This is a genomic window from Sphingomonas benefaciens (assembly GCF_052907485.1).
On sequence record NZ_JBREIC010000003.1, the window covers coordinates 1 to 22567 of the forward strand.

At 66.8% G+C, this 22567-nt stretch carries 21 protein-coding genes and 1 tRNA gene; 17 read left to right on the forward strand and 5 right to left on the reverse strand.

The window, feature by feature from the left end:
- Nucleotides 1-50 precede the first annotated feature (50 nt).
- The 4 genes from ACU5AX_RS11130 to ACU5AX_RS11145 all read left to right on the forward strand — a co-directional run bounded on the left by ACU5AX_RS11130 (nucleotide 51) and on the right by ACU5AX_RS11145 (nucleotide 1816).
- A tRNA-Met gene (locus tag ACU5AX_RS11130) sits at nucleotides 51-127 on the forward strand.
- Between the two features lie 248 nt (nucleotides 128-375).
- Complete coding sequence (locus ACU5AX_RS11135; protein ID WP_446690960.1) at nucleotides 376-822, forward strand: DMT family transporter; 447 nt, start codon at nucleotides 376-378, stop codon at nucleotides 820-822.
- Entirely contained in the window at nucleotides 822-1205 is a 384-nt protein-coding gene (locus ACU5AX_RS11140; RefSeq protein WP_446690961.1) for a hypothetical protein, read from the forward strand. The genes ACU5AX_RS11135 and ACU5AX_RS11140 overlap by 1 nt, the downstream gene beginning before the upstream one ends.
- Entirely contained in the window at nucleotides 1202-1816 is a 615-nt protein-coding gene (locus tag ACU5AX_RS11145; RefSeq protein WP_446690962.1) for a DedA family protein, read from the forward strand. The genes ACU5AX_RS11140 and ACU5AX_RS11145 overlap by 4 nt, the downstream gene beginning before the upstream one ends.
- A 53-nt stretch (nucleotides 1817-1869) precedes the next feature.
- Here the strand turns inward: ACU5AX_RS11145 and ACU5AX_RS11150 are convergent, their stop codons facing one another.
- The gene (locus tag ACU5AX_RS11150) at nucleotides 1870-2904 is read right to left on the reverse strand and encodes an LLM class flavin-dependent oxidoreductase (RefSeq protein ID WP_446690963.1); all 1035 of its coding nucleotides are present in this window, start codon (nucleotides 2902-2904) and stop codon (nucleotides 1870-1872) included.
- Complete coding sequence (locus tag ACU5AX_RS11155) at nucleotides 2904-3809, reverse strand: ATP-grasp domain-containing protein (RefSeq protein WP_446690964.1); 906 nt, start codon at nucleotides 3807-3809, stop codon at nucleotides 2904-2906. The genes ACU5AX_RS11150 and ACU5AX_RS11155 overlap by 1 nt, the downstream gene beginning before the upstream one ends.
- Nucleotides 3810-4174: 365 nt before the next feature.
- Between ACU5AX_RS11155 and ACU5AX_RS11160 the strand changes: the two genes are divergently transcribed.
- The 5 genes from ACU5AX_RS11160 to ACU5AX_RS11180 all read left to right on the forward strand — a co-directional run bounded on the left by ACU5AX_RS11160 (nucleotide 4175) and on the right by ACU5AX_RS11180 (nucleotide 8802).
- Nucleotides 4175-4483 (forward strand): hypothetical protein, encoded by a 309-nt coding sequence (locus ACU5AX_RS11160; protein WP_446690965.1) that lies wholly within the window; start codon nucleotides 4175-4177, stop codon nucleotides 4481-4483.
- A gap of 340 nt (nucleotides 4484-4823) precedes the next feature.
- The gene (locus ACU5AX_RS11165) at nucleotides 4824-4964 is read left to right on the forward strand and encodes a hypothetical protein (protein ID WP_446690966.1); all 141 of its coding nucleotides are present in this window, start codon (nucleotides 4824-4826) and stop codon (nucleotides 4962-4964) included.
- Between the two features lie 162 nt (nucleotides 4965-5126).
- Nucleotides 5127-6464 carry an alpha/beta hydrolase gene (locus ACU5AX_RS11170; protein ID WP_446690967.1) on the forward strand — a complete coding sequence of 446 codons (1338 nt, stop codon included), beginning with the start codon at nucleotides 5127-5129 and terminating at the stop codon, nucleotides 6462-6464.
- Nucleotides 6461-7987, forward strand: coding sequence for a GMC family oxidoreductase (locus ACU5AX_RS11175; protein WP_446690968.1), 1527 nt, complete (start codon nucleotides 6461-6463; stop codon nucleotides 7985-7987). The genes ACU5AX_RS11170 and ACU5AX_RS11175 overlap by 4 nt, the downstream gene beginning before the upstream one ends.
- Before the next feature lie 11 nt (nucleotides 7988-7998).
- Nucleotides 7999-8802, forward strand: a complete 804-nt coding sequence (locus tag ACU5AX_RS11180) for an SDR family NAD(P)-dependent oxidoreductase (RefSeq protein ID WP_446690969.1) — start codon at nucleotides 7999-8001, stop codon at nucleotides 8800-8802.
- Nucleotides 8803-8850: 48 nt separating this feature from the next.
- On the opposite strand, the gene ACU5AX_RS11185 is transcribed toward ACU5AX_RS11180, so the two are convergent.
- Both ACU5AX_RS11185 and ACU5AX_RS11190 read right to left on the reverse strand, forming a co-directional pair.
- On the reverse strand, nucleotides 8851-9744 hold the full coding sequence (locus tag ACU5AX_RS11185; protein ID WP_446690971.1) for an SDR family oxidoreductase: 894 nt from the start codon (nucleotides 9742-9744) through the stop codon (nucleotides 8851-8853).
- A gap of 45 nt (nucleotides 9745-9789) precedes the next feature.
- Complete coding sequence (locus ACU5AX_RS11190) at nucleotides 9790-11616, reverse strand: glycoside hydrolase family 15 protein (protein ID WP_446690972.1); 1827 nt, start codon at nucleotides 11614-11616, stop codon at nucleotides 9790-9792.
- A 206-nt stretch (nucleotides 11617-11822) separates the two neighbouring features.
- Here ACU5AX_RS11190 and ACU5AX_RS11195 point away from each other — a divergent pair, with 206 nt between their 5' ends.
- The 3 genes from ACU5AX_RS11195 to ACU5AX_RS11205 all read left to right on the forward strand — a co-directional run bounded on the left by ACU5AX_RS11195 (nucleotide 11823) and on the right by ACU5AX_RS11205 (nucleotide 14309).
- Nucleotides 11823-12395: a Dps family protein gene (locus ACU5AX_RS11195; protein ID WP_446690973.1), complete on the forward strand. Its 573-nt coding sequence runs from the start codon at nucleotides 11823-11825 to the stop codon at nucleotides 12393-12395.
- Nucleotides 12396-12421: 26 nt separating this feature from the next.
- On the forward strand, nucleotides 12422-13918 hold the full coding sequence (locus tag ACU5AX_RS11200) for an FAD-dependent oxidoreductase (RefSeq protein WP_446690974.1): 1497 nt from the start codon (nucleotides 12422-12424) through the stop codon (nucleotides 13916-13918).
- Nucleotides 13919-14042: 124 nt separating this feature from the next.
- The gene (locus tag ACU5AX_RS11205) at nucleotides 14043-14309 is read left to right on the forward strand and encodes a hypothetical protein (RefSeq protein WP_446690975.1); all 267 of its coding nucleotides are present in this window, start codon (nucleotides 14043-14045) and stop codon (nucleotides 14307-14309) included.
- Between the two features lie 117 nt (nucleotides 14310-14426).
- Here ACU5AX_RS11205 and ACU5AX_RS11210 read toward each other — a convergent pair whose 3' ends face one another.
- Nucleotides 14427-14825 carry a winged helix-turn-helix transcriptional regulator gene (locus ACU5AX_RS11210; RefSeq protein WP_446690976.1) on the reverse strand — a complete coding sequence of 133 codons (399 nt, stop codon included), beginning with the start codon at nucleotides 14823-14825 and terminating at the stop codon, nucleotides 14427-14429.
- 81 nt (nucleotides 14826-14906) lie between these two features.
- Here ACU5AX_RS11210 and ACU5AX_RS11215 point away from each other — a divergent pair, with 81 nt between their 5' ends.
- From ACU5AX_RS11215 to ACU5AX_RS11235, 5 genes are all read left to right on the forward strand, one after another.
- On the forward strand, nucleotides 14907-15638 hold the full coding sequence (locus tag ACU5AX_RS11215) for an SDR family NAD(P)-dependent oxidoreductase (protein ID WP_446690977.1): 732 nt from the start codon (nucleotides 14907-14909) through the stop codon (nucleotides 15636-15638).
- 340 nt (nucleotides 15639-15978) lie between these two features.
- Nucleotides 15979-16875, forward strand: coding sequence for a transglutaminase family protein (locus tag ACU5AX_RS11220; protein ID WP_446690978.1), 897 nt, complete (start codon nucleotides 15979-15981; stop codon nucleotides 16873-16875).
- A 90-nt stretch (nucleotides 16876-16965) separates the two neighbouring features.
- Nucleotides 16966-18396 (forward strand): DUF4139 domain-containing protein, encoded by a 1431-nt coding sequence (locus ACU5AX_RS11225; RefSeq protein WP_446690979.1) that lies wholly within the window; start codon nucleotides 16966-16968, stop codon nucleotides 18394-18396.
- On the forward strand, nucleotides 18396-19931 hold the full coding sequence (locus ACU5AX_RS11230; protein WP_446690980.1) for a DUF4139 domain-containing protein: 1536 nt from the start codon (nucleotides 18396-18398) through the stop codon (nucleotides 19929-19931). The genes ACU5AX_RS11225 and ACU5AX_RS11230 overlap by 1 nt, the downstream gene beginning before the upstream one ends.
- A gap of 605 nt (nucleotides 19932-20536) precedes the next feature.
- Entirely contained in the window at nucleotides 20537-22429 is a 1893-nt protein-coding gene (locus ACU5AX_RS11235; protein WP_446690981.1) for a cation:proton antiporter, read from the forward strand.
- Nucleotides 22430-22567 lie beyond the last annotated feature (138 nt).

Sequence of the window (22567 nt, forward strand, 5' to 3'; positions counted from 1 at the left end):
CCGTCCCCGGATATCCAGCAACACTAAAATTGCCATGGATCTCCAAGTGTCGCGGGGTGGAGCAGCCCGGTAGCTCGTCAGGCTCATAACCTGAAGGTCACAGGTTCAAATCCTGTCCCCGCAACCAAACACCCCCGCAGCTCACGCTGACGGGGGCTTTTCGCGTCCCCCAAACCTCCCGCCGCACCCACCCTCCGCAATGGCCGCGCTACCGGAAGGACGGAACACGCCCCAACGGTGCAATCCAAATAATTCCACTTCGGACCCGTCCACGGGCGAACACATCGGCCCGTCGCGAGTTGGGCGAGGGCGAGGGTGCATTGGCTTCACAATGGTTTTGCCCCAGCGCCGCCATGACCGCACGGGAGCATCGTGATGAATGCCGCTTGGGCCTACCCCTTCATCTTCGCCGCCGGCATGCTGCAGGCGGTTGGTGCCGCGATGGGCGGTCAGCTCAACAAGTCGCTGCACAATCCATGGTTGGCGACTTCGATATCCTTCATGCTGGTGATGTTCACGACCGTCGCCCTCTTTGCCTGCATGCCTAAGCCGCTGCCTTCGGTCGGCGATTTTGCGCAGATGCCCTGGTGGGCGCCGCTTGGCGGTGTGGTTGGCGCCGTCGCGGTGTTCGCCGGCTTCATGCTGATCCAGAAGCTCGGCGCGGGGCCGGTCAATGGCGTCACGATTACGGCCAACATCATCGCAAGTCTGGCCATCGACCATTACGGTCTGCTGCGTATGGAGCAGCATGCGATGAACCCCTACCGTCTCGTCGGCGCGGTGTTGATGATCGCGGGCGTGACCCTCATCGCCATATTCTGATGGCCAGGGGCAATCAGCACGTCGGGCGGATCGCGCTGATCGTCGCACTGGTGGCGGCGATCGGCTTTACGGCCGTTCATGCCGTGCGCCTCGTGCGCGACGCCATCTATTGGAATGCCCATCAGGATGAGCCGATCGAGGGATGGATGACGATCGGCTATGTCGCGCATTCCTACCATGTTCCACCCCATGTGCTGTTTCTGGCGCTGGGCATGCCGCCGGGCCCGCCCGAGCGCCGCAACCTCGCGGCGATCGCGGCCAGTCGGGGGCAGAGCATCGGCGAGATACGCGCGATCCTGAACCGGGCGATCGTCCATGCGCGGCCGCCATATCCGCCGCCCGGGCCGCCGTCGCGCGCCGCTACTCCGAGCGCCGCCCGGTGAACGGCGAGCTGCTGGCGCTGCTGACCAGCTACGGGTTGCCGGCGCTGTTCATGATCCTGTTGATCACGTCGGCGGGCGCACCATTCCCTGATTCGCTGTTGCTCGTCGCAGTCGGTTCGTTCGTCGCGCAGGGCGATCTGGCATTCGTGCCGGTCGTGATGGTGGGAACGCTGGGCGCCGTAGCGGGAGACCAGATCGGCTATGCCATCGGTTATTGGGGCGGCCGCCCGCTCGCTGGCAAGGTTGCCGGCGCGGAGCGCATCGCAAAGGCGGAGGCGTTCTCGCGCAAATGGGGCGGCCCGGGTATCTTTTTCAGCCGCTGGCTGGTCGGGCCGCTCGGCCCGTGGATCAACATCACCAGCGGCATGACCGCCTATCCCTGGCCGAAATTCCTAGTGCTGGACGTCGCCGGCGAATTGATCTGGGTGATGCTCTACGTCTCGCTGGGACGCCTGTTCAGCGACAAGGTGCAAGCGATCGCGGATCTACTCGGCAATCTGACCTGGGTGGCGCTCGGTCTCCTGGCGATCGCCGTGCTCGGCTTTCGCCTATGGAAGGCCCGGTTGCGCCCAGGTGACGAGGGCGGGTCGGCCGATCATCAGCCAGGATAAGCCGCGCCAAGGCGCGTCACCGTCATCCGCCCCTTTGGCGGCCCGCAAGCGGCTCAAGCCGGCTCGGATACCGCTACCGTCCCCATCACCTGTGTGGCAAACCGCTCCATCTCCTCAGCCTGCGGGCTCATCTGCAGCAGCAGCAGGTCGAGGCCGGCCTCTTCATATTCCGCGATCCGTTCCTTCAGCTGTTCGGGCGTCCCAACCAGATTGGGCCGCAGACCACGGTTGGACACCGAATATTCCTGCAGCTTCAGCTCCCGCTCCAATTGCGTGCCCGACAGCCATTGATCGAAATTGGCGTAGCCTGGCGGCAGTTCGGTGACGCTGGTAATCCGTTCGAGCTCGCGTCGCGCCTCCGCCTCGCTGTCGCGGACGATCGCATAGGCCGCCATGCCATAGTGCATGCGGGGGCGGCCCATCGCGGCCCGGCGGGCGGCCATGTCGGCGATCTTGGGCGCGATCGCCGCCACTGGATCGCCGTGCATCACATAGGCGTCGCAGCGTTCCGCGATCATCGTCTTGGCCGCTTCGCTTTCGCCGCCGGCATAGATGGTCGGCCGCTTGACCGGCTTGGGCGCGCAGATCGCGGCGTCGGTGGTGTAGAACCGGCCGTCGAAGCTGAAGCGCTCTTGCGTCCACAGCCCGTCGACAACCTGTAACCATTCCGCCGTGCGGGCATAGCGGTCGTCGTGCTGGTCAAATTGCAGGCCATATTGTCGCGCCTCGTCCGCCCACCAGCTGGACACGACGTTGAGCGCCAGGCGACCGTCGGAGATGCGATCGATGTTGGCCGCGGCCTTGGCGAACAGCGCGGGGTGATGGAAATTGGGTCGCACCGCGACCATCAGTTCGAGCCGCTCGGTCACGGCCGCGAGCGCCGCCGCCGTCGACCAGGCGTCGAGCGCGGGCTGTTCGACACCCTTGATGTCGTTGAGGTTCAGTTCGGCGATCAGCGTCAGGTCATAGCCCCAACGCTCCGCATTCTGCGTCAGCGCTTTGGCATAGGCCCAGCTCGCCTCCATTCCCTCGTCGGGGACGTTGCGCAGCCAGCCGCCGAACACCGGCATCCAGAATCCGTATCGCATCAGCGTGTCTCCCCGATCCAACCGACGATCCGATCGACCAGCCGGTCGTGCGGGTCCCAGCCCAAGACGTCGAGCGGCTTGGCGACGAAATTCGACAGGGCGTTGACGTCATAGAAGCGTGGAACGCCATCGCGATCATCGATCATCACCTCTACCCCGCCGAGATCGAGTGTGGCGGCCTGCGCGATCGCCTCGGCGGCGGCACGCAGCTCGGCCGCGGGTTCCACCGCGGTCATGGTGATCGTGCTGCCGGGCACCTGACAGGCGTCGGCCGGGCAGAGATCAAACGCGCCGCCGCCAGCGACGTCGATGGCGTACAGATAGCGGCGGTCGAGGGTTTCGATCCGGGTGATCGTGCCGTTGCGGGCGGGGACATAATCCTGGACCAGCAGGACGCCGTCGATGCTGGTCGGTAGCAGGCCATCGGCGACCGCGGCCTTCAGTTCGTCGGCGCTGTCGAAGCGGGCGATGCCGGCCCCGGCACCGCCGATATTGGCCTTTACCACCAGCGGGAAGCCCACTGTTGCTGCGGCGGCTGGTACGTCGCCGGCGCGATGGACGACACGGGTGACAGGGATGGCGAGACCGAGGGAGGCGATCAGCGCCAACTGACGCGCCTTGGAGGTATCCACCGCAAGAGCGGCGGTGCCATTGAGGACGCGCGCGCCGGCGCGTTCCCATTGGGCGAACAATGACTGCGCCCAGAAGATCGGGTGTTCGGCATCGCGCAGAAAGGCCGACATCGCCAGCCGGCTGAGCACGAGCGGTGCTGGGCATGTAACATCCGCCGGATCGAAAGCGAAGTTGGTCGTCAGCGCCTGATAGGCGACACCGCGTCGATCGAGCGCCGCGAACAGCGGGGTAAACCATTGCGGATGTTCATAAAGAATGGCGAGATCGGTCATCAACGCAGCCATGCCGGAGTTGCCGGGCAATGCAATGGGTCTGCGCTTTTCTGTCAGAAAGAAGAGATTGTGCCGCAGCAAGGTGGAGATGATCGAACGGGCGATGACGCTCCTCCACTAACCGCATTCCGTAAAAGCTTTGCAATTCTATCCATTCCTGACTAAAGGCCGTCGCCTACGGTCAACGTAGCGGGGCATGGAAACCTCGGAGATAGCGAGCCGGATCGATCGACCGGGTGGCGGACGCGCATGTCCAGGCCATCCGGCTAAAGGCGTTCGCGCCTAGCGCTATCTAGGTTTCCAACACCCGGTTCCGAGCGACGACGCACCGTCCAGTGCGTCGCCGGCTCCGCATAGGGATTGCCATGGAAGCGATTGAACGCGCGCGTATCGTCACCTCGGCGCTCGATCTAATCGAGACGGCAGCCAAGATGCTCGACCTGTCGGGAGAGATGCAGATGGCGGTGCAGATCAGAGGCGTGATCGCTGCGGCGCCCAGCGCTCCGGCACGATCGACCATTCGTGCAGAACTGCGTGTACCACTTGCACTGACCGGCCTGGCGCTCGCTATCCTGGACGACGTGGGCGAGGGGAGCACGGGGATCGCGTGCGATCTGCAATCGGCGATCGATCGGCTCCATCGCACCGGCATCATACGGGCGGAGCCGATCTAGCACCGGCGCGCCTCCGGACGGCCGTTTGACGCGTTCTACACCGCCGCGCAGCACGTCACCGGCGTGCCAACCTGACGCGGGCGGCAATGACCGGAACCGGTCGCCCCGGAAGGCTTACAGTGCCAAGAACCAGGGTTAGGGCCACGATCGGCGATATCGCCGAGGCGGCCGGCTGGTCGAAGATGACCGTGTTCCGGGTAACGAGCAGTTCGGGGAGCGTGCGCCCGACAGGCGCGAGCGCGTCGTAAAGGCCGCTGAGGCGATGCGTTATGTGCCGAACCGCTCGGCGCAGGTGCTTTCGGGGGCGCAGCAAATCCGGGCGAGCCATAGCCATATACGCATGAACGGCTTCGCCGAGGCGATGGCGGCGCATCGCTTGCCGGTGCCCGATGTCTATGTCGCGCAGTTCTATCTTACCTATCGTTTCGGCCTCGATGCCGCCGAGGCAATGCTGCGTCTCGACGCGCGCCCTACACACTGATCGTGCGCCAGGCCGACGGGCCCTATACGGCCGTCGCCCCGTCAGCCTGACCTTCATTGCCATCTGAAGACGATCTAAGTCACTCAATTTCGCAGCGTTGGGAACCAGCGCCCGCCACGTGCACTTCATCATGGATCAATAAAACATGTGAAGGCGCCGCGGGTGACGAGACTGTTCTTCCTCCACGCGCTGGGCGCGAGTGCGCGCGAATGGGATCAGGTGATCGCCGGACTGGGCGACGTCGGGGACTGCGTCGCGCTCGACCTCCCCGGCTTCGGCGACAGCCCGGACGCCGACCTCGATGTCGCAGGACTGGTCGATTGGTTCGCGACGCAGGTGTCGGCACGGCAACCGCAGAGCTGGGCAGTGATCGGTCATAGCATGGGTGGCAAGATCGCCACGCTCGCCGCCGCCCGCGCGCGCGACGGCGATCCGGCCTTCGCCGGCCTGGCCGCGGTGGTGTTGCTCGCCGCCTCGCCGCCCGCACCCGAGCCGATGGCCGAGGAGCGTCGCGCCGAGATGATCGGCTGGTTCGCCGACGGCAAGATCGATGCGGACGAGGCGGCGACGTTCGTCGATGCCAATACCGCGCGGCGCCTGCCCGAACCGCTGCGCGATCAGGCGATTGCCGACGTGGAGCGCTCCGGCCGCCTGGCTTGGACCGGCTGGTTGGAGCGCGACAGCCGCGAGGATTGGCAGGCGGTGGCGGGGACGCTCGCGGTACCGGCGCTGATCGTCGCCGGCGGCGAGGACGGTGATCTGGGCGAGGATGCGCAGCGGCGGCTCAACCTGCCGCACTATCGGGACGCGCGCGTCGAGGTGGTGGCCGGTGCCGCGCATCTGTTGCCCTATGAACAGCCCGCTGCGGTCGCGGCCCTGATCCGGGACCACGTCACGCCGGCCTTTGCCCGAGCTTTGCCCGCGCCGTTCGTCGCGCTGCTCGCGTCCGATCGGGTCAGCCGCCGGACACGCGCGGTGATGACCGAGCGACACGCCGCCCCCGCGCCTGGCAAAGTGCTGTCGCCGCAGCAGCGGGCGGTGCTCGCCGCCCTGGTTGAGACGGTGCTGCCGGGCGCCGCCGATCCGGTCGACCTCGCCGCACGGATCGATGCGATGCTGACGAGCGGGATCGGCGACGGCTGGCGCAGCGCCGAACTGCCTGCCGACGTCGAGGTCTGGACGTCGGGCCTCGACACGCTCGACCGTCTCGCCCGCGGCTTCGCCGACGCCGCCCCGGCGGATCGCGAGCGATGCCTGCGGTCGATCGCCGACGGAACTGGCGACACGAAGGGCGATGACCTCGATCCGCGCCAGATGCGACTGTGGTTCGCCGAGGCGCGCGCGGAGATCGCGCGGCAATGGATGGCGCTGCCCGCGACCATGGCTCGGATCGGCTATGATGGTTTCGCGGTCGGCGGCGACGAACCGCACAAGCAGGGGTATCGGTTGACCGCGGCCGACACGATCGAGGATTGGCAGCGGCTGGAGTCGCGAGCATGAGCGCCGCGGCGGACGTGACCGACGTCGTTATCGTCGGCAGCGGCGCGGGCGGCGCGCCGCTCGCCGCGCGGCTGGCGGAGGCGGGCGTCTCGGTCGTCGTGCTGGAGGCGGGGCGCGCCTTCCGGCCCGACGATCATGTCGCCGACGAGCTCGCCGCAGACATCTATTGGATGGAGGAGCGGCTGAGCGGCGGTGCCGACGCCACCGCCTTCGGCGCCAACAATTCGGGGATGGGCGTCGGCGGCTCGACATTGCACTGGGGCGCTTTCTGCCCGCGGCCCGACGCGCGCGACCTGCGACTGCGCAGCGAGAGCGGGCAGGGTGAGGACTGGCCGATCGCGCATGACGAACTGATCGGCTATGTCGGCGCGGTCGAGCGCTTCATCGGCGTGTCCGGCCCGGCGCGCTATCCGTGGGACGAGGGGCGGCGCTACGAATTGCCTCCGGTCGCGCGCAACGCCCCCGCCGACGCGATGGCACGCGGCTGCGCGGCGCTCGGCATCGCCACGACCGACGCTCCCGCCGCTCTGATCTCGCGCGACCGCGTGCAGCCACACTGGGGTGAGCGCAAGGCCTGCATCAACTGCGGCACCTGCCACCAGGGCTGCCGCACGGCGGCCAAGGCGACGACCGACACGAGCTGGCTGCCCCTTGCCGTAGCCCATGGCGCCGAGGTGCGCGCGGAGTGCCGCGTCGTCGACATCGAACGCGACGGCAGCGGCCGGGTAACCGGCGTCGTCTATGTCCGCCGCGGCGAGCGTCGACGATTGGCCTGCCGCGCGCTGTTCCTGTGCGCGGGCGGAGTCGAGACGCCGCGGCTGCTGCTCAACCTCGATCTCGCCAATTCGAGCGGTCAGGTCGGCCGCAACTTCATGGCGCATGTCGCGACGCAGGTATGGGGCCGGTTCGACGCCGACATGCGTATGAACCGCGGCTATCCCTCGTCGCTGATCACCGAGGACATGATGCGGGCCGACGACGCCGATCACGCCGGCGGCTATCTGATTCAGAGCCTGGGCGTGATGCCGGTGACGCTCGCCGCCAATCTGGCGCGCGGCGCCGGGCTTTGGGGGCAGGCGCTGGTCGAGCTTCTTGACGGTTACAACCAATTGGGCGGGATCGGCATCAACGGCGAATGCTTGCCGTCCGACGACAACCGGCTGACGCTGGCGGACGAGACCGACGCCTACGGGTTGCGCAAGGCGCGGGTCGACTTCAGCTACGGGCTTAACGAGCGCGCGATCGACGCGCATGCGCGAAAGACGATGACCGCGATCTGGGAGGCGGCGGGCGCGCGCGACATCTTCGCGGTCGACCGCTCGGCACACACGATCGGTACGTGCCGGATGGGTGATGACGCCGACCGCGCCGTGGTCGACGCCGATGGACGCAGCTTCGATATCGATAATCTCTTTGTCTGCGACAATTCGGTGTTCCCGAGCGCGCTCGCCGCCAATCCGGCGTTGACGATCATGGCGCTGTCGCTGCGCACCGCCGACCGTTTCCTCGCAACGCGAGGCTGAAGGAGAGAGACATGGATTTGGGTATCAAGGGCCGCATCGCTTTGATCAGCGGGGCGGACTCGGGCATGGGCAAGGAAACTGCGCGGCTGTTGCTGGAGGCGGGCGTGCGCGTCGCGATCACCGACAAGCCGGACGGCACCTTGGACGAGGCGGTTGACGAACTGTCGCCGCTCGGCGAGATCGTGGCGGTGACCGGCGACGTCACCAAGCTCGACGAGGTAGCAGAGATCTGGCGTCAGGTTCGCGAGAAGCTGGGCGAACCCGATATCTACGTCAATGCCGCCGGCGTCACCGGCGCGACCGGCGACTTCCTCGACGTCGAGGACGCCGGCTGGCTCGAGACGCTCAACATCAATCTGATGGGCGCGGTGCGCATGTGTCGGGAGGCGATCCCGGCGATGCGCGAGAAAGGTTGGGGCCGGATCGTGCTGTTCGCGTCCGAGGATGCGGTGCAGCCCTATGTCGACGAGCTTGCCTATTGCGCGTCCAAGGCCGGGATCCTCAGTCTCGCGAAGGGACTGTCCAAGGCCTATGGATGCGACAACGTCCTGGTCAACACCGTGTCGCCGGCATTCATCGCGACGCCGATGACGGATGCGATGATGCGAAAGCGCGCGGAGGAGAAGGGTACCTCCTTCGACGAAGCGATCGCCAGCTTCCTGGAGGAAGAACGGCCCGGCATGGTATTGAAGCGGCGCGGCAAGCCGGAAGAGGTGGCGGCGGCGGTTGCCTTCCTCGTCTCCGAACGCGCCAGTTTCATCAACGGCGCCGGTATCCGCGTCGACTCCGGCTCGGTGTTCACGATCGCCGGCTGATCAAAAGCCGAAATGTCCCGGCGCCCTATGGCGCCGGGACGATATCCGTCAGGCGACGCCGGCACCGCCGGTGACACCATAGACCTCGCCGCTGATGAAACTCGCTTCCTGGCTAGCGAGCAAGACATAGACCGGTGCGATCTCGACAGGCTGACCGGGGCGGCCGTATTGGCTCTCCGATCCGAACTGCATCACCGCCTCCGGCGGCTGGCCACCCGACGATTGCAACGGCGTCCAGAACGGCCCCGGCGCGACCACGTTGGCGCGGATGCCTTTCTCGAGCAGCTGCTTGGCGAGTGCCTTGGTATAGGCGACGATGCCCGCCTTGGTGGTCGCGTAGTCGAGCAGGATCGCCGACGGTTCATAGGCCTGAATCGAGGCGGTGGTGATCACCGACGCACCGGCGGGCAGATGCGGCACCGCCGCTTGGGCGATCCAATGCAAGGCGTAGAGGTTGGTCTTCAGCGTCTTGTCGAAATCCTCCGACGTGACCTTGCTGATGTCCTCGCGGTTCTGCTGACGGCCGGCGTTGATGACGAGAATGTCGAGGCCACTGAGCTTGGCCATCGCCTGTTCGACCATGTCGCGACACCAATGCTCGTCGGTGATGTCGCCAGGCAGGTCGACTGCGATGCGACCCTCCGCCTCGATCAGTCGGATCACTTCCGCCGCATCATCGCGCTCCGCGGGTAGATAGGAAATGGCGACGTCCGCGCCCTCACGCGCGAAGGCAATCGCAGCGGCACGGCCGATGCCGCTGTCGCCGCCGGTGATCAGCGCCTTGCGACCGGTCAGCTTGCCGGAGCCCGTGTAGCTGGTTTCGCCATGATCTGGCGTCGGGTCCATCTTCGCCGCCGAACCGGGCACCGGCTGCGGCTGGCGGGGGAAGGGCGGGCGCGGATATTGCGCGCGCGGATCCTGCATCGTCATGCGGTCGGTCATCATCGTCTCCTTTTGGGGGGAAGGCATCAACCAGAAGGCGGTCGATCAGTCGCAGACGGCGTCCTCGTTGAGCACGGAGAGCGCCATCAGATGGGCCAGATGGCTGAGGCCCTGCGGCAGATTGCCGAGGAAGGCACCGCTGTCGGGGTCGACCATTTCGGCGAGGATGCCGTGGCCGTGCGACAGCGCTGCGGTCAGCCGGTCGAGCGCGGTTCGCGCCTCCGCGCGCTGGCCCAACAACGCGCGCGCCTCGACCATCCAGAAGGAACAGGCCAGGAAACAACCCTCCTCGGCCGCCATTCCGGTATAGCGGTAGTGGAACGGTCCGGCGCCGAGTTCCCGGTCGATCGCGTCCAGCGTCAGGCGCAGCCGCTCAGCACCGTCGAAACCGAAGCGCACGGCAAGGGCGAGCGAGGCATCGATGGCATCGCCGCCCGGGTACATGACAAACGCCTGCCGATCCTCCGACCAGCATTCCGCCTCGATCCACGCCTTGATCCGGTCGCGTTCGCGCTGCCAGCGTTCGCGGCAGGTGGTCGGCAGCTGGCCCTGATCGGCGAGCTCGACGGCGCGGGCGAGCGCCTGCCAGCAGCTGATCTTCGACATCGTGTAATGGCGCTGCTCCTGCAACTCCCACATGCCCGCGTCAGGCAGGCGCCAGCGATCGGCACATTGATCGGCGAGATGCGAGAGAAATTCGGCGCTGGCGCTGTCGAGGATGTTGCCGCTGGCGACGAAACAGGAGGCGGTTTCGAAGATGTCGCCATAGACGCCATGCTGCGCCTGGTCGGTGGCGAGATTGCCGGTGACGACCGGTTGGCTGCCGCGATAGCCCGGCATCGCCCATTCGGACACCTGAGGCACGACGCCGCCGCCGAGCGTGTAGCAGACGCTCGTGCCCGTCTCGCGAAGCTGACCAAGCAGCCAGGTGAAGGCCGCCTTGGCCTCTGCCTGCGCACCGGCGGTCAGAAAGGCCTTGATCGTATAGCCGGCGTCACGGACCCAGGCGTAGCGGTAGTCGTAATTCTTTTTGCCGCCGATCCCTTCGGGTACCGACGTGGTCGCGGCCGCGGCGATCGCCCCAGACGGCGAATAGAGCAGCAGCTTGAGGGCGAGGGCGCTGCGCAGGAAGGCCGCGCGATCCGCTCCCTGATAGGTGACGCCGGCCGCCCAGTCGCGCCATTCCGCGTCGGAAACGTCGATGCGCGCGTCGATCTCCTCGATCGGTGGCGCCACCAGCGGCTCGTCGCGACCCGCGACGATCGCGACGGTGCGTCGGTCGCCCGCCGCGACGGCGACCTCGCCCGTGATGCCCTCGTCCGACCAGCGGCAGGTGATGCGCGGATCGTGCACGAACAGGCCGAGCACGCGTTCGACGTGGAAGACCGTATGCTTGCCGATGGTCGAATGGTAGGGATTGACCGTGTCGCCGCGGCGGCCGGGCCGCATCGTCAGCAGGAAGCGGACCGTGCCGTCCAACCCTTCGACGCGGCGAGCCAATTCAGCCCAAGGTAGCCGCCCGGCGGTGCCGCTGTTGAGCGATTCGGTCAGTCTCGCGCGGCCGCCGGCGGTGGTGAACACCGTTTCCAGCACGTTGCTGTCTTGCCGATAGCGGCGCTCGACGGTGAAGTCGCAATCGGGGATCAGGCTGAAGCGGCCACCCTGATCGGCATCGAGCAGGCGATCGAACAGCGGCGGAGAGTCCATATTGGGAACGCACCACCAATCGATCGAACCGTCGCTTCCCGACAGCACCACCGAACGGCCATCGCCGAGCGCACCGTAGCGGGCGAGCGGCAGATAGCCGTCGACCCGGGCATCGAGCACACCCGCGTCGTGCGGTCGCCAGCGATCGAGCAATTCGGTCAGCATGCCGAGGGTCGTGATCCCGTTCGCCGTTGCCCGTCCTGCGCCATGCCCTGCCGCCCAAGTGGTTGAGCGGCTTATAATGTTCTTGATCCAGGTTGGTTCTGTCGGACACCAAATCAATTGTGCGCGGCCGTCGCGGTGGTGTGGTGAGGGAACCGCGATGCCCGGCAAACGCTTCGGCCTTCACCTACATCAATAACCGGAGCATCATGGTGGCCGCCACGGACGAAGCCCAGCCGCAATACAAGATCGACTATCGCGAGATTCAGCCGTTCGGCACGCTCAAGGAGCTGCCGCTCGGCCTGTCCGACAACGCCCGCAAGCAGAGCGTGTCGATCCTCAATCAAGTGCTCGCGGACACGATGATGTTACGCGACCTGTACAAGAAGCATCACTGGCAGATGTCCGGCGCGACTTTCTACCAGCTGCACCTGCTGCTCGACACGCATTACGAGAAGCAGGTCGAGTTGGTCGATATGGTGGCGGAGCGGATCCAGGCGCTTGGCGGGATCAGCATCGCGACGCCGCACGACGTCGCCGAGATGACGCGCATCCCACGCCCGCCCAAGGGACGCGAAGACGTGCCGACGATGCTAGCGCGGCTGCTGGAGGCGCACCGCATCGTGCTGGAACAGGCGCACGAAGGTGCCAAGGCGGCCGATGAATCGGGTGATGATGGCACCAACGACCTGCTGGTCAGCGACATCATCCGCTCCAACGAGCCGCAAGTCTGGTTCATCGGCGAGCATCTCGCGGCCACGGCGCTGCAGCGCGCCGACTGATCACCAGCGAAGGGACGGGCGAGGCCATGACGGAACGCAATTTGGCGGACGGCATCGCCTCGTCCGAACTCGACGACGGCGCTATCGTCGCCGGTAAGATTGGCGAGCAGGATGTCGTGCTGTTCCGCAGCGGCGGCAAGATCTGCGCCCTGGCGGGCGTTTGTACCCATGCCGGGGCGCCGCTCGACAAAGGACTCGTCGCCGACGGTACGTTGCGCTGCCCCTGGCACCATGCCCGGTTCGACGTTGAGACCGGCGAGGCGGTCGGCGCTCCGGCGTTCGAACCGCTCGACCGGTTCGCGGTGGTCGAGGACGGCGACACGATCCGGGTCGGCGACACGCTGCCCGCCGTCGCGCCGGTCTCTGCCGCCGGCCTATTGGAACGGATCGTCATCGTCGGCGGCGGCGCGGCGGGCCATGCCTGCGCGGAAATGCTGGCGCGGCATGGTGCAGGCAGCACGGTGACTTTGCTGTCGGACGAACCGGACGCGCCCTACGACCGCACCGCCTGCTCGAAGCAATATCTCGCGGGCAAGGCCGAGCGTGATGCGCTCATACTGCCCGAGCCGAAGGGCGCAACGATCCGCCTAGCAACGCGGGTGTTGGGGATCGATCCCGAGGTACGATCCGTGCAACTCGGTGCGGGCGAATCGGTCCCCTACGACCGGCTGGTGCTCGCGACTGGTGCCGAGCCGATCCTGCCGTCGTTCGATGGTGCGAACCGCGACGACGTCCATGTCGTGCGCACGCTCGCCGATGCCGATGCGCTGGTCGCGGCGGCGCGGGAAGGGCATCGGGCAATCGTCATCGGGTCGAGCTATATTGGGCTGGAGGTCGCGGCGTCGCTGGTCGGGCGCAAGCTGGCGGTGACGGTGGTGTCCGACGCCGACGTGCCGCTGGAGAAGACGGCCGGGCCGGAGGTCGGCGCGATGATCCGGCGGCTGCATCAGAGCAAGGGCGTCATCTTCAAAACCGGCCGCACGGTGACGGCGTGGGATGGGCAGGCGGCGACCCTAGACGATGGGACGCGGATCGACGCCGACCTGCTCGTCGCCGGCACCGGTGTCCGCCCGCGTACGGAGCTGGCGGAGGCGGCGGGCCTGACGCTGGCCGACGAGAAGGCCGGCGGCGGCGTTCAGGTCGATGCGCTGCTGCGCACGTCCGATCCGGTCATCCATGCCATCGGCGACATCGCCAGCGCCCCCGATCCGCGCCTTGGGCATCCGATTCGGGTCGAACATTGGGTCGTCGCCCAGCATATGGGTCAATGGCTCGCACGGCATTTGCTGGGGCTGGTCGACGGCGCTTATGCCGACGTTCCGTTCTTCTGGTCGGGTCATTATGACGTCAGCCTGCGCTACGTCGGGCATGTCGAGTCTCCCCAGGATCGCACCGTTGAGGGCGATGTCGAAAAACCGGACTTCGCCGTCTTTTTCGCCGAGGATGGCGAGCGGCAGGCGGTGCTGACCGGCGGGCGGGATGGTGCGGCGCTCGCGTTCGAGCGGGATCTGGAAAAGCGCTAGACGGCGCGTGCCGCGGGCGCCGGACGAAACGCACGCTCCGCCGGATTGACGCGCTCGATCGTCGCTGTTGTTCGCGGAACATCGGCTGGGGCCCCGGGGTTGGAAGCCTTTGGAAGGATTGCCCATGTCTTACATTCCGAGTTCCGTCATGAAGCACGCTGGCCCGCTGCATCACGACGAGCATCCGCCGCAGACGTCGGATGGGGAGGGGCGGCATCGGCACGGCGGCCTAGGCGCAGGTGCGTGGCTGGCGATCGGCGGCACGATCCTGGCCTCCGCTGCCGCAATCGCAGTGCCTCTGATCCGGGGCGGCAAGGCCAAGGCAGCCGGTCGCAGCGCTTCGAAAGCCACCCGCAAGCGCAAGAAGGCACCCGCGGCCAAGGCGGCCTAAGTCGCGTTAGCCAGGTATCGCGTCGCTGGCTTTACCCTACCTGTGAGCCTGGTCTATCCGCCGGCGAATAATGGGTTGCCGTGCGTCCGTAGATTGAAACCAATTTGCGAAATTGGGTCAGTCCGGCGTCGCGTTTCTCGACTTGTCATAGGCGACCACCGCATCCGCCATCGCCTGTTCCTGGGCCAAAGCCCACGAACAGAGCGCATCGAAGGGCTCGCGGAGCGAATGGCCTAGCGGCGTGATCGTATAGACGACGCCGATCGGCGTGGTCGGTATGACCGTGCGCGTGATCAGTCCATGACGTTCCAGGCGCTTCAGCGCGTCGGCAAGGGACTTGTGGGTGATGCCGTCGAGGCGTCGCTTGATGGCGTTGAACCGTGCCGGCTCAGGGCACAGCACGGTCAGGATCATGATCGTCCACTTGTCCGCGATCTTGTCCAGCACGGGGCGAATGCGGGGCACGTCCAGCATCGCCTTGCAGGACAGAGCCTGCAGGTCGGTATCGCTCGCCATATCTAGGCTACTCCGAGTGCATTCTTGATAGCAGATATGCACCGTATATCTGGTTCGCCCTATCAATTGGAAGGGCGCACGATGACGAATATGGCAGGCAAGGTCGCGGTGGTGGTCGGCGGAGCGAAAGGAATCGGGCTCGCCACCGCCCGCCGCCTTGCACAGGCTGGGGCCAAGGTTGTCCTGACGGGGCGTCGGGCCGACGAAGTCGCCGCTGCGGCGGAGAGCATCGGCGCTTCGGCGCATGGCATCACAGCCGACGCGGCGCGTCAGGTCGATCTGCAACAGGTCATTGGCGAGGTCCAACGTCTGCACGGGCATATCGATGCCCTGGTGCTCAACGCCGGACTGTCGGAGCCGGCCACGATCGGCGAGGAGACGGGCGAGCATTTCGATCGGCACTTCGCCGTCAACGTGCGCGGCGCGCTGTTCGGCATCCAGGCGGCGCTACCCGTGCTGCGCGACGGCGCCGCGGTGGTGCTGGTCGGTTCGATCGCCGACGTCATGGGCGTGACGCCGTTCAGTACCTATGGCGCGACCAAGGCGGCGTTGCGCTCCTATGCGCGCAGCTGGGCGGCCGAACTCGCGCCGCGTCGCATTCGCGTCAATGTCGTCGCGCCAGGCCCAACCGATACGGACATGATGGCGGCGGTGTCCGAGGAAATGCGGCAGCTGCTCATTGCGCCCATTCCGCTCGGTCGCATGGCTCGCGCCGATGAGGTTGCCTCTGCGGCCGTGTTCCTCCTCAGCGATGACGCCAGCTTCATCACCGGTGCCGAACTCTGCGTCGATGGCGGCATGCGCCAGGTGTAGCGTGATGGATGGGCGGCGCTGAAGGATTGACTCGGTCAGCGCGCGATCAGTGTCGGCGGTCGACGACGGCCAGTAAGGTCGGCCGATGCATTCAGAACCGGGGGAGGAGAGTGCGCCATGCCGTGCTGAACGGTCGGCCTATGTGGACAACGAGAACCAAGCTGCGGAAACCGGAACGTGCGTCCACCTGCCGCCGGCCGTTACCGGCGGCAGGTCGACATAATCCGTTGGCAAGCTTCAGGCGCTGGCGATCCGCACCGCGGTTCCCTGATAGCTGTGCAGCGCTGGCCTAGCCGTGTTGGCCTCGACATCGCTGGGGTCGTCGCCACCGCTCTGCGAGGTGATCCGACCGGTGCGGGATCGAAAGAAGTCCGCTGCCCCCGCACAGCTTGGAGCCATCTTTGCACAGCCCGAGACGGACACCATCTTAGGGTCTATGGATAATCTCGAAGACTTGGGTTTGGTAGACGATGCCGACATCGTCCTGGACGAGGCCGCGCTCGCGCTGGCGCTGCTCGATCATGATGCGATCGACATTGGTGCTTATGAAGACGTGCTGTCAGATATCGCGTCGCGCTTGGACGAGGTCGGCGTCGATGCTGCCGATGCGGCGGAGCGTGCCGCTTGCCTCGCGCAGGTGCTTGCCGGCGAATTCGGCTTCTCGGGTGACGCGGCGACCTATGACGATCCCGACAATGCGGACCTGATCCGCGTCATCGATCGTCTGCGCGGTCTGCCGATCAGCCTGTCGATCCTCTACGTCGCCGCCGCTCGACGCATCGGCTGGGCCGCCGAGATCTTGAACCTGCCCGGCCATGTCCTCGTCCTGGTCGGACAGGAGGCCAAGCCGGTGATCATCGATCCGTTTCGCGGCGGCACGCGCGTCGATGGCGACGAGATCAACGCGCTCCTGGCCGCGGCGAACAGCGGCGTTTCGGCCGCGGTGCGGCATGTCGCAGCCATGGAGAACCGGGCGATTCTCGTTCGGCTATTGCTCAACCAGGCAACCCGCGCTGAGAAGGCTGGCAAAGGCCGGCGGGCACTGGCGCTCTATCGTCGGATGACCTCAATCGCGCCACAATATCCCCATCCCTGGTGGGAGCGGGCCCGATTGGAGCTCGTCGACAATGACGTCGCGGCCGCGCGCCACAGTCTTACCGCGTTGCTCGAGATCACTCGCGATCCCGTGTTACGTGAGCGGGTCACCGGTACGTTAGTTGCCCTCGTCGCGGAATAGCGGCCTACTGCCAGGCGTTTACGCGTTGCATGTTGCACATGCGCCGACGTCACCGCATGCTTCGCAACGAAACGCCGGGGGAGACGACGCATGCGGAACGGGTTGATGATCGCGGGCCTGCTCGCCCTGCCGACGGGCGCGGTCGCGCAGCTGTCCCCGACGACCGTACCACCGCCCGCAGCGCTGCCAGGGGCGGGCAGCGCACAGGGCGACGTGTCGGTGACGATCTACAACGGCGACGTCGCGCTGGTGCAGGATGTTCGCCAACTCGACCTCGCCGCCGGCCGCGTCCGTCAGCCCTTCCCGGACGTCAGCGCTCAAATCCGCCCCGAGACGGTGTCGCTCAGCATGCCCGACGCCGGCATCGTCGAGCAGAATTTCGACTATGATCTGCTCAGCCCCTCGAGCCTGATGGAAAAGGCGGTGGGCGAGACGATCACGCTGATCCGCACCAACCCCGCCACCGGCGCAGAAACGCGGGAGCGCGCGCGGGTGCTGGCGGTGAATGGCGGCGTCGTGCTCGACATCGACGGGCGGATCGAGGTGTTGCGCGACGACGGCCTGCCGGTGCGCGCAGTATTCGACCGCGTGCCCGAATCGCTGCGCGCCCGCCCGACCCTGTCGGTGACATTGGCGAGCACGCGATCGGGAACGCGGCCGGCGAAGCTGTCCTATCTCACCCGCGGTCTCGGCTGGAGCGCCGACTATGTCGCGCTGTTCGACGACAAGGCCGGCACGATCGACGTGCAGGGCTGGGTGACGCTGCGCAACACGAGCGGCACCACCTTCACCAACGCCAGAACCCTGCTCGTCGCCGGCGAGGTCGGCAGCGCAACCGACGGGGACGATGCCCCGGTCCGTTCGCGGCGCCCGGTACGCACCCGTGCCGGTACCGAGACGTCGACGCGCGAGCAGCTCGGCGACTATTACCTCTACCCCCTCGCCGAGCGGACCACGATCGCCGACAAGCAGACCAAGCAGGTCAGCTTCCTCGATGCGAAGGGCGTCGCCGCCAGCTCCGGCTATCGCTTCGAGAACGGCTGGCTCGGCTCCGCCGACGCGCCGCGCAGCGCACAGAGCGTGCTCCGCTTCTCCAATCGCGGCGGCGCCGGTGGCGTCGGCGATGCGCTCCCCGCCGGTACGGTGCGCGTCTACATCCGCGATGCCCGCGGCCAGCCGCAATTTACCGGCGAGAACCGCATCGAGCACACGCCGCAGGGCTCGACGATCGCGCTGCCAACCGGCGACGCCTTCGACGTCAAGGTCCAGCCGACCATCGTCGAACACACGCGACTGGCCAGCGACCGGTGGCGGACGCGGATGCGCTATACGCTCACCAACGCGCGGCCGCGCGCCGTGACGGTCGAACTCGCCCAGTCCGGGCTCGACTGGACCGACACGCGCATCACCGAGGAAAGCCGCAAGAGCGAACGGCCCAACGCAGGCAGCGCGACATGGCAGGTGCCGGTACCTGCCAACGGGGAGGCGGTGGTCACCGCGACCTTCGACACGCGCTATTGATGCGCGCGCTGCTGACGGTCCTGTCGGCCCTCGTTGCGATCGGCGCCGCGCCGCCGCCAACGCCGCCGACGCCTGACGTCGTCACGTCGTCACAGCCTGCCGCGGTCGCGCTCACGGTCTATCGCGCGCCCTACGGCCGCGGCGCGATGAACCTCGACTATCTCGAGGGCTTTGCCTTGGTCACCGAAACCCGCCGCATCACCGTGCCGAAGGGGGCCTCGGTCCTGCGCTTCGAGGGCGTGGCCGAAGGCATCGTGCCGGTCAGTGCGGTGGTGGAGGGGCTGCCCGGCGGCGTGGTCGAGAAGAACCGGGATGCGCGCCTGCTGTCGCCCGCCGCGCTGATCGACGGCACGCTCGGCCGCGTCGTGACGCTGACCCGCACCGATCGCGCGACCGGCCGCCGCGTCTCCGAACAGGCGACGATCGTCGCCGGCCCCGCGCGCGGCGTCGTGCTGAAGACCCGCGCCGGGATCGAGACGCTGCGCTGTTCGGGGCTGCCCGAACGGCTGAGTTTCGCCGGCATACCCGGCGGCCTATCCGCCAAACCGGTGCTCAGCGTGACGACGATAAGCCCGGTGGCGCGCACCGTCACCGTCCGCCTGAGCTATCTCGCCCGCGGCTTCGACTGGCGATCGAGCTATGTCGCCACCGTCGCGGCCGATGGCCGGACGCTCGACCTCTTCGCCTGGCTGACGCTCGCCAACGCCAATCCCGAGCGCTTTCCCGATGCGCAGCTCAGCGCGGTCGCCGGCCGGCTCAACCGGGTCTGGACGCCGGCGCTGGAGCGCGCCGTCGGGGCGCTGTCGCTGTCCTGCTATCCGCTCGGCACGACGACGTCGGACCTGCCCGAGCAAACGATCGAGGAGGCGGCCGACATCGTCGTCACCGCGGCGCGGATATCATTGACACCGATAAGCGCACCGCCACCGCCGCCAGCTCCTGTGCCGATGGCGCCGCCGCCCGAGAATCTCGGCGACCTCAAACTCTATCGCGTGCCGATGCGCGTCACCGTCGCGCCGCGTGCACAGAAGCAGGTGGCGCTCCTCTCCCGCGCTGGTGTTTCGTTCGAGCGCCGATACCGCGCCCGCCTCGATCCGGCACAGGCCATCGAAAGCTCGCCGACGCGTATCGTCTTCGCCTTGCGCAACCGCCGTGACGCCGGCCTCGGGCTGCCGCTGCCAGCGGGCAGCACCGCGGTCTATACCACGCGCAATGGCGAGCGGCTGCTGCTCGGGGAGGGGGCGCTGACCGACCGCGCCGAGGGCGAATCCTTCCGCCTCGCCGCGGGGATCAGCCGCCAGGTAACGGTGATGCAGGAGCGTATCTCCGCCGACATCATGCGGATCGTGGTGACCAACGCCAGTGGCACGTCCGCGCCGGTCGATGTGCCGATCGGCACTGGAGGACAGCGCATTGAGGCGATCGACGCGACGCTGCCGATCGTCGATGGCGCCCCCACGTGGACGGTGTTGGTCCCGCCCGGCGAAACCGCCGAACTGCGCTATCGTTACTGCTGGGACCGGTGCCAGCGCTAGCTTACCGTACCGGTCCGGCCGGCTCCGTCAGAATGGATCGCCATCGCGCCAACCTCTCGCCGGCGCATGGCGCGGAGGCAGTATCCTTACCTGCTTTTCTTCGTTGCGTTGCGCGTATTGATCCTCACTACTGCCGGCCAGGCGCTTTCGCTTATCGCGTGCCACGTTGCCGCCCGAACGGAGTAGGTGATCCGCGACTCTCGACACTAGTGGATAGCCCCCAGTCCGCTTTCGGGGGAACCACCCCGTAAGTTGCCGGTCGTTCAGGTGAGGGTAGGGGCCTATGAACGCCTGAACAGGTGGCAAAGCGGAACGTCTGCTTATCGGAAGATCCGATCCGGTTCTGAATAACCAAAACTGGTCACGCTGATCCTTGATCAGCTGCGGGCGGCAGGGTCGGTGGAACGCTGTCCTAGATCGGCGCATGACATTCTGGTCACGCGTGATGCTTATGTGCGCTTTGCTCGCGGCGCCAGTGTCGGCTGAACACGTCATCAGGGTGGAGCGCGCCGCTCGCGACGATGCCACCCAACACGCAACGAATGTCGCCGCTGCGGCTTTTTGCATGTTGGGGGACGCGGGCACCGCGATCGCCTTGGGGGATCATGGTGGAAGATACGGTTATGCTTCTCGTCGTCGGCGTGGCCGTCGCCGGCGTATTTGGCCAATGGCTCGGTTGGCGGCTGCGGCTGCCGGCCATCATCCCTCTGCTGATAATGGGTGCCATCCTCGGGCCGATTGGCGGCTTCGTCCGTCCGTCAGTTGCCTTGGGTGACGTGATGCGGCCGGCGATCGGCATGGCGGTGGCGATCATCGTCTTCGAAGGGGGCCTGAACCTCAATTTGCGGGAGCTTCGCTCCGCAGGTTCCGGGATTGCACGGCTAGTGGCGGTGGCGCTGCCACTCAACTGGTTGATGGGTACGATCGCAGCACATTGGGTGGCCGGACTGTCCTGGCCGGTCGCGATCCTCGTCGGTGCCATTCTGGTCGTCACGGGGCCGACGGTGATCATGCCCCTGCTGCGCCAGGCCAAGCTGGAGCCCCGGGCTGCGGCATTCCTCCGGTGGGAGGCGATCGTCAACGACCCGATCGGCGCTACGCTGACGCTGCTGGTGTTGAGCTACCTCACACTCGCGACCAGCATGAGCGGGGGGGCGGCGATCGTTAGCCTCGCCTGGCATACCGTTCTTGGTGCAGGTGTCGCCGCGGCACTTGGCCTGGCAGTGCCCTTCGGCATCCGGACCCTGTTCGCGCGCGATCTTGCTCCTGAATACCTCAAGACGCCGATCCTGCTGGCTGGTGCGCTGGGCATATACGCGGCAGGCGAAGCGATACAGCCGGAGACCGGGCTGGTCGGCGCGACGCTGTTCGGGGTCGTGCTGGCCAACATCGACGTCACGGGGCTGCAGGAGCTGCGGCGATTCAAGGAGGCGCTGACGGTCTTCCTGGTCTCGGGACTCTTCATCCTCCTCACCGCCAACATCGATCGCGGCACGGTCCAGATGCTGAGCTGGCCGATCGCGCTGACCACGCTGGTCATCTTGTTCATTGTCCGGCCCTCGGCCATCTGGCTGGCGACGATCGGCGCGAATGCAAGCTGGCGGGAGCGGCTTCTGGTGGGCTGGATCGGTCCGCGCGGCGTGGTCGCGGCGGCAATTGCTGGCGTCGCGGGGGAGCGGCTCACCCAAGCGGGCTATGCCGACGCCCGCCTTGTGCTTCCTCTCGTATTCGCGGTCATCGCGTCGACGGTACTTCTTCACGGCCTGACGCTCGCCCCGCTTGCACGACGGCTGAAGCTGGCTTCGGGAGGTCGCGGCGGCTTGCTGATCGTGGGCGCATCCCGCTGGAGCATCAGGCTGGGCGAGGTTCTGCATGGAGCCGGCATTCCAATCGTCGTGGTGGACCGATCCGCCCTCGCACTGAAGGCGGCGCGGCTTGCCGGGCTCGCCGCGCTGCGCGTCGAGGTTCTCTCTGTCATCGGGGAGGAGGTCGTCGATCTGCGCGATGTGGAGCAGGTGCTCGCCGCGACGCCGGACGATGCATACAATGCACTGGTGTGCACGCGCTTCGCACCGGAGCTTGGTCGGGAACGCGTTCATCAGCTTGCGCCAGATGCCGCCGGGACCAGGCATGAGGCGTCCCGTGAATGGCGCGGCAAGATCGTCATCGGGGAGGACATGACGTTTCAGCGCCTTGCCGATCTCATGGAAGCGGGCGCGAGCGTCATCGTGCAGCCCTTCGGTATTGGCGAGACCGACGTACCCGGTCGCGACGACGGTTGGCCGGTGGCGCTGATCCGTGCTGGTGGCGAACTCGTGTTTTTCGGCGTCGATCACGATGTCGACCCTGCACCCGGCGATCTCGTCGTGTGGCTATACAAGGCCGCGCTTGCGCCGACTACCGAGCGAAAGCCTGCCCGGTGGCGTCGCCTGCTGGGCGCAGGTCGGCAACGCGCGACGGGCCTCCCCAGCAGAGCGGGCGGATCAGCGCCTGAATGAACAGACCGTCTGAGCAATATCGTCGAATAGGCTAAGCTGGCGGCTGAAGGCGTTCACCGGTGGCTTCGCGCTCGTTGCTCCCACATGACTTTTGCCGAGGCCAACGACCTCCGATCTCGACTTCCAGAGAGAGATCAG

Bases quoted from the DNA above. Each gene is read 5' to 3' on its own strand.
- ACU5AX_RS11135 (WP_446690960.1), top strand. From the start codon at position 376: ATGAATGCCGCTTGGGCCTACCCCTTCATCTTCGCCGCCGGCATGCTG.
- ACU5AX_RS11140 (WP_446690961.1), top strand. From the start codon at position 822: ATGGCCAGGGGCAATCAGCACGTCGGGCGGATCGCGCTGATCGTCGCA.
- ACU5AX_RS11150 (WP_446690963.1), bottom strand. From the start codon at position 2,904: ATGCGATACGGATTCTGGATGCCGGTGTTCGGCGGCTGGCTGCGCAAC.
- ACU5AX_RS11155 (WP_446690964.1), bottom strand. From the start codon at position 3,809: ATGACCGATCTCGCCATTCTTTATGAACATCCGCAATGGTTTACCCCG.
- ACU5AX_RS11160 (WP_446690965.1), top strand. From the start codon at position 4,175: ATGGAAGCGATTGAACGCGCGCGTATCGTCACCTCGGCGCTCGATCTA.
- ACU5AX_RS11165 (WP_446690966.1), top strand. From the start codon at position 4,824: ATGAACGGCTTCGCCGAGGCGATGGCGGCGCATCGCTTGCCGGTGCCC.
- ACU5AX_RS11175 (WP_446690968.1), top strand. From the start codon at position 6,461: ATGAGCGCCGCGGCGGACGTGACCGACGTCGTTATCGTCGGCAGCGGC.
- ACU5AX_RS11180 (WP_446690969.1), top strand. From the start codon at position 7,999: ATGGATTTGGGTATCAAGGGCCGCATCGCTTTGATCAGCGGGGCGGAC.
- ACU5AX_RS11185 (WP_446690971.1), bottom strand. From the start codon at position 9,744: ATGACCGACCGCATGACGATGCAGGATCCGCGCGCGCAATATCCGCGC.
- ACU5AX_RS11190 (WP_446690972.1), bottom strand. From the start codon at position 11,616: ATGCTGACCGAATTGCTCGATCGCTGGCGACCGCACGACGCGGGTGTG.
- ACU5AX_RS11195 (WP_446690973.1), top strand. From the start codon at position 11,823: ATGGTGGCCGCCACGGACGAAGCCCAGCCGCAATACAAGATCGACTAT.
- ACU5AX_RS11200 (WP_446690974.1), top strand. From the start codon at position 12,422: ATGACGGAACGCAATTTGGCGGACGGCATCGCCTCGTCCGAACTCGAC.
- ACU5AX_RS11205 (WP_446690975.1), top strand. From the start codon at position 14,043: ATGTCTTACATTCCGAGTTCCGTCATGAAGCACGCTGGCCCGCTGCAT.
- ACU5AX_RS11210 (WP_446690976.1), bottom strand. From the start codon at position 14,825: ATGGCGAGCGATACCGACCTGCAGGCTCTGTCCTGCAAGGCGATGCTG.
- ACU5AX_RS11215 (WP_446690977.1), top strand. From the start codon at position 14,907: ATGACGAATATGGCAGGCAAGGTCGCGGTGGTGGTCGGCGGAGCGAAA.
- ACU5AX_RS11225 (WP_446690979.1), top strand. From the start codon at position 16,966: ATGCGGAACGGGTTGATGATCGCGGGCCTGCTCGCCCTGCCGACGGGC.
- ACU5AX_RS11230 (WP_446690980.1), top strand. From the start codon at position 18,396: ATGCGCGCGCTGCTGACGGTCCTGTCGGCCCTCGTTGCGATCGGCGCC.
- ACU5AX_RS11235 (WP_446690981.1), top strand. From the start codon at position 20,537: ATGGTGGAAGATACGGTTATGCTTCTCGTCGTCGGCGTGGCCGTCGCC.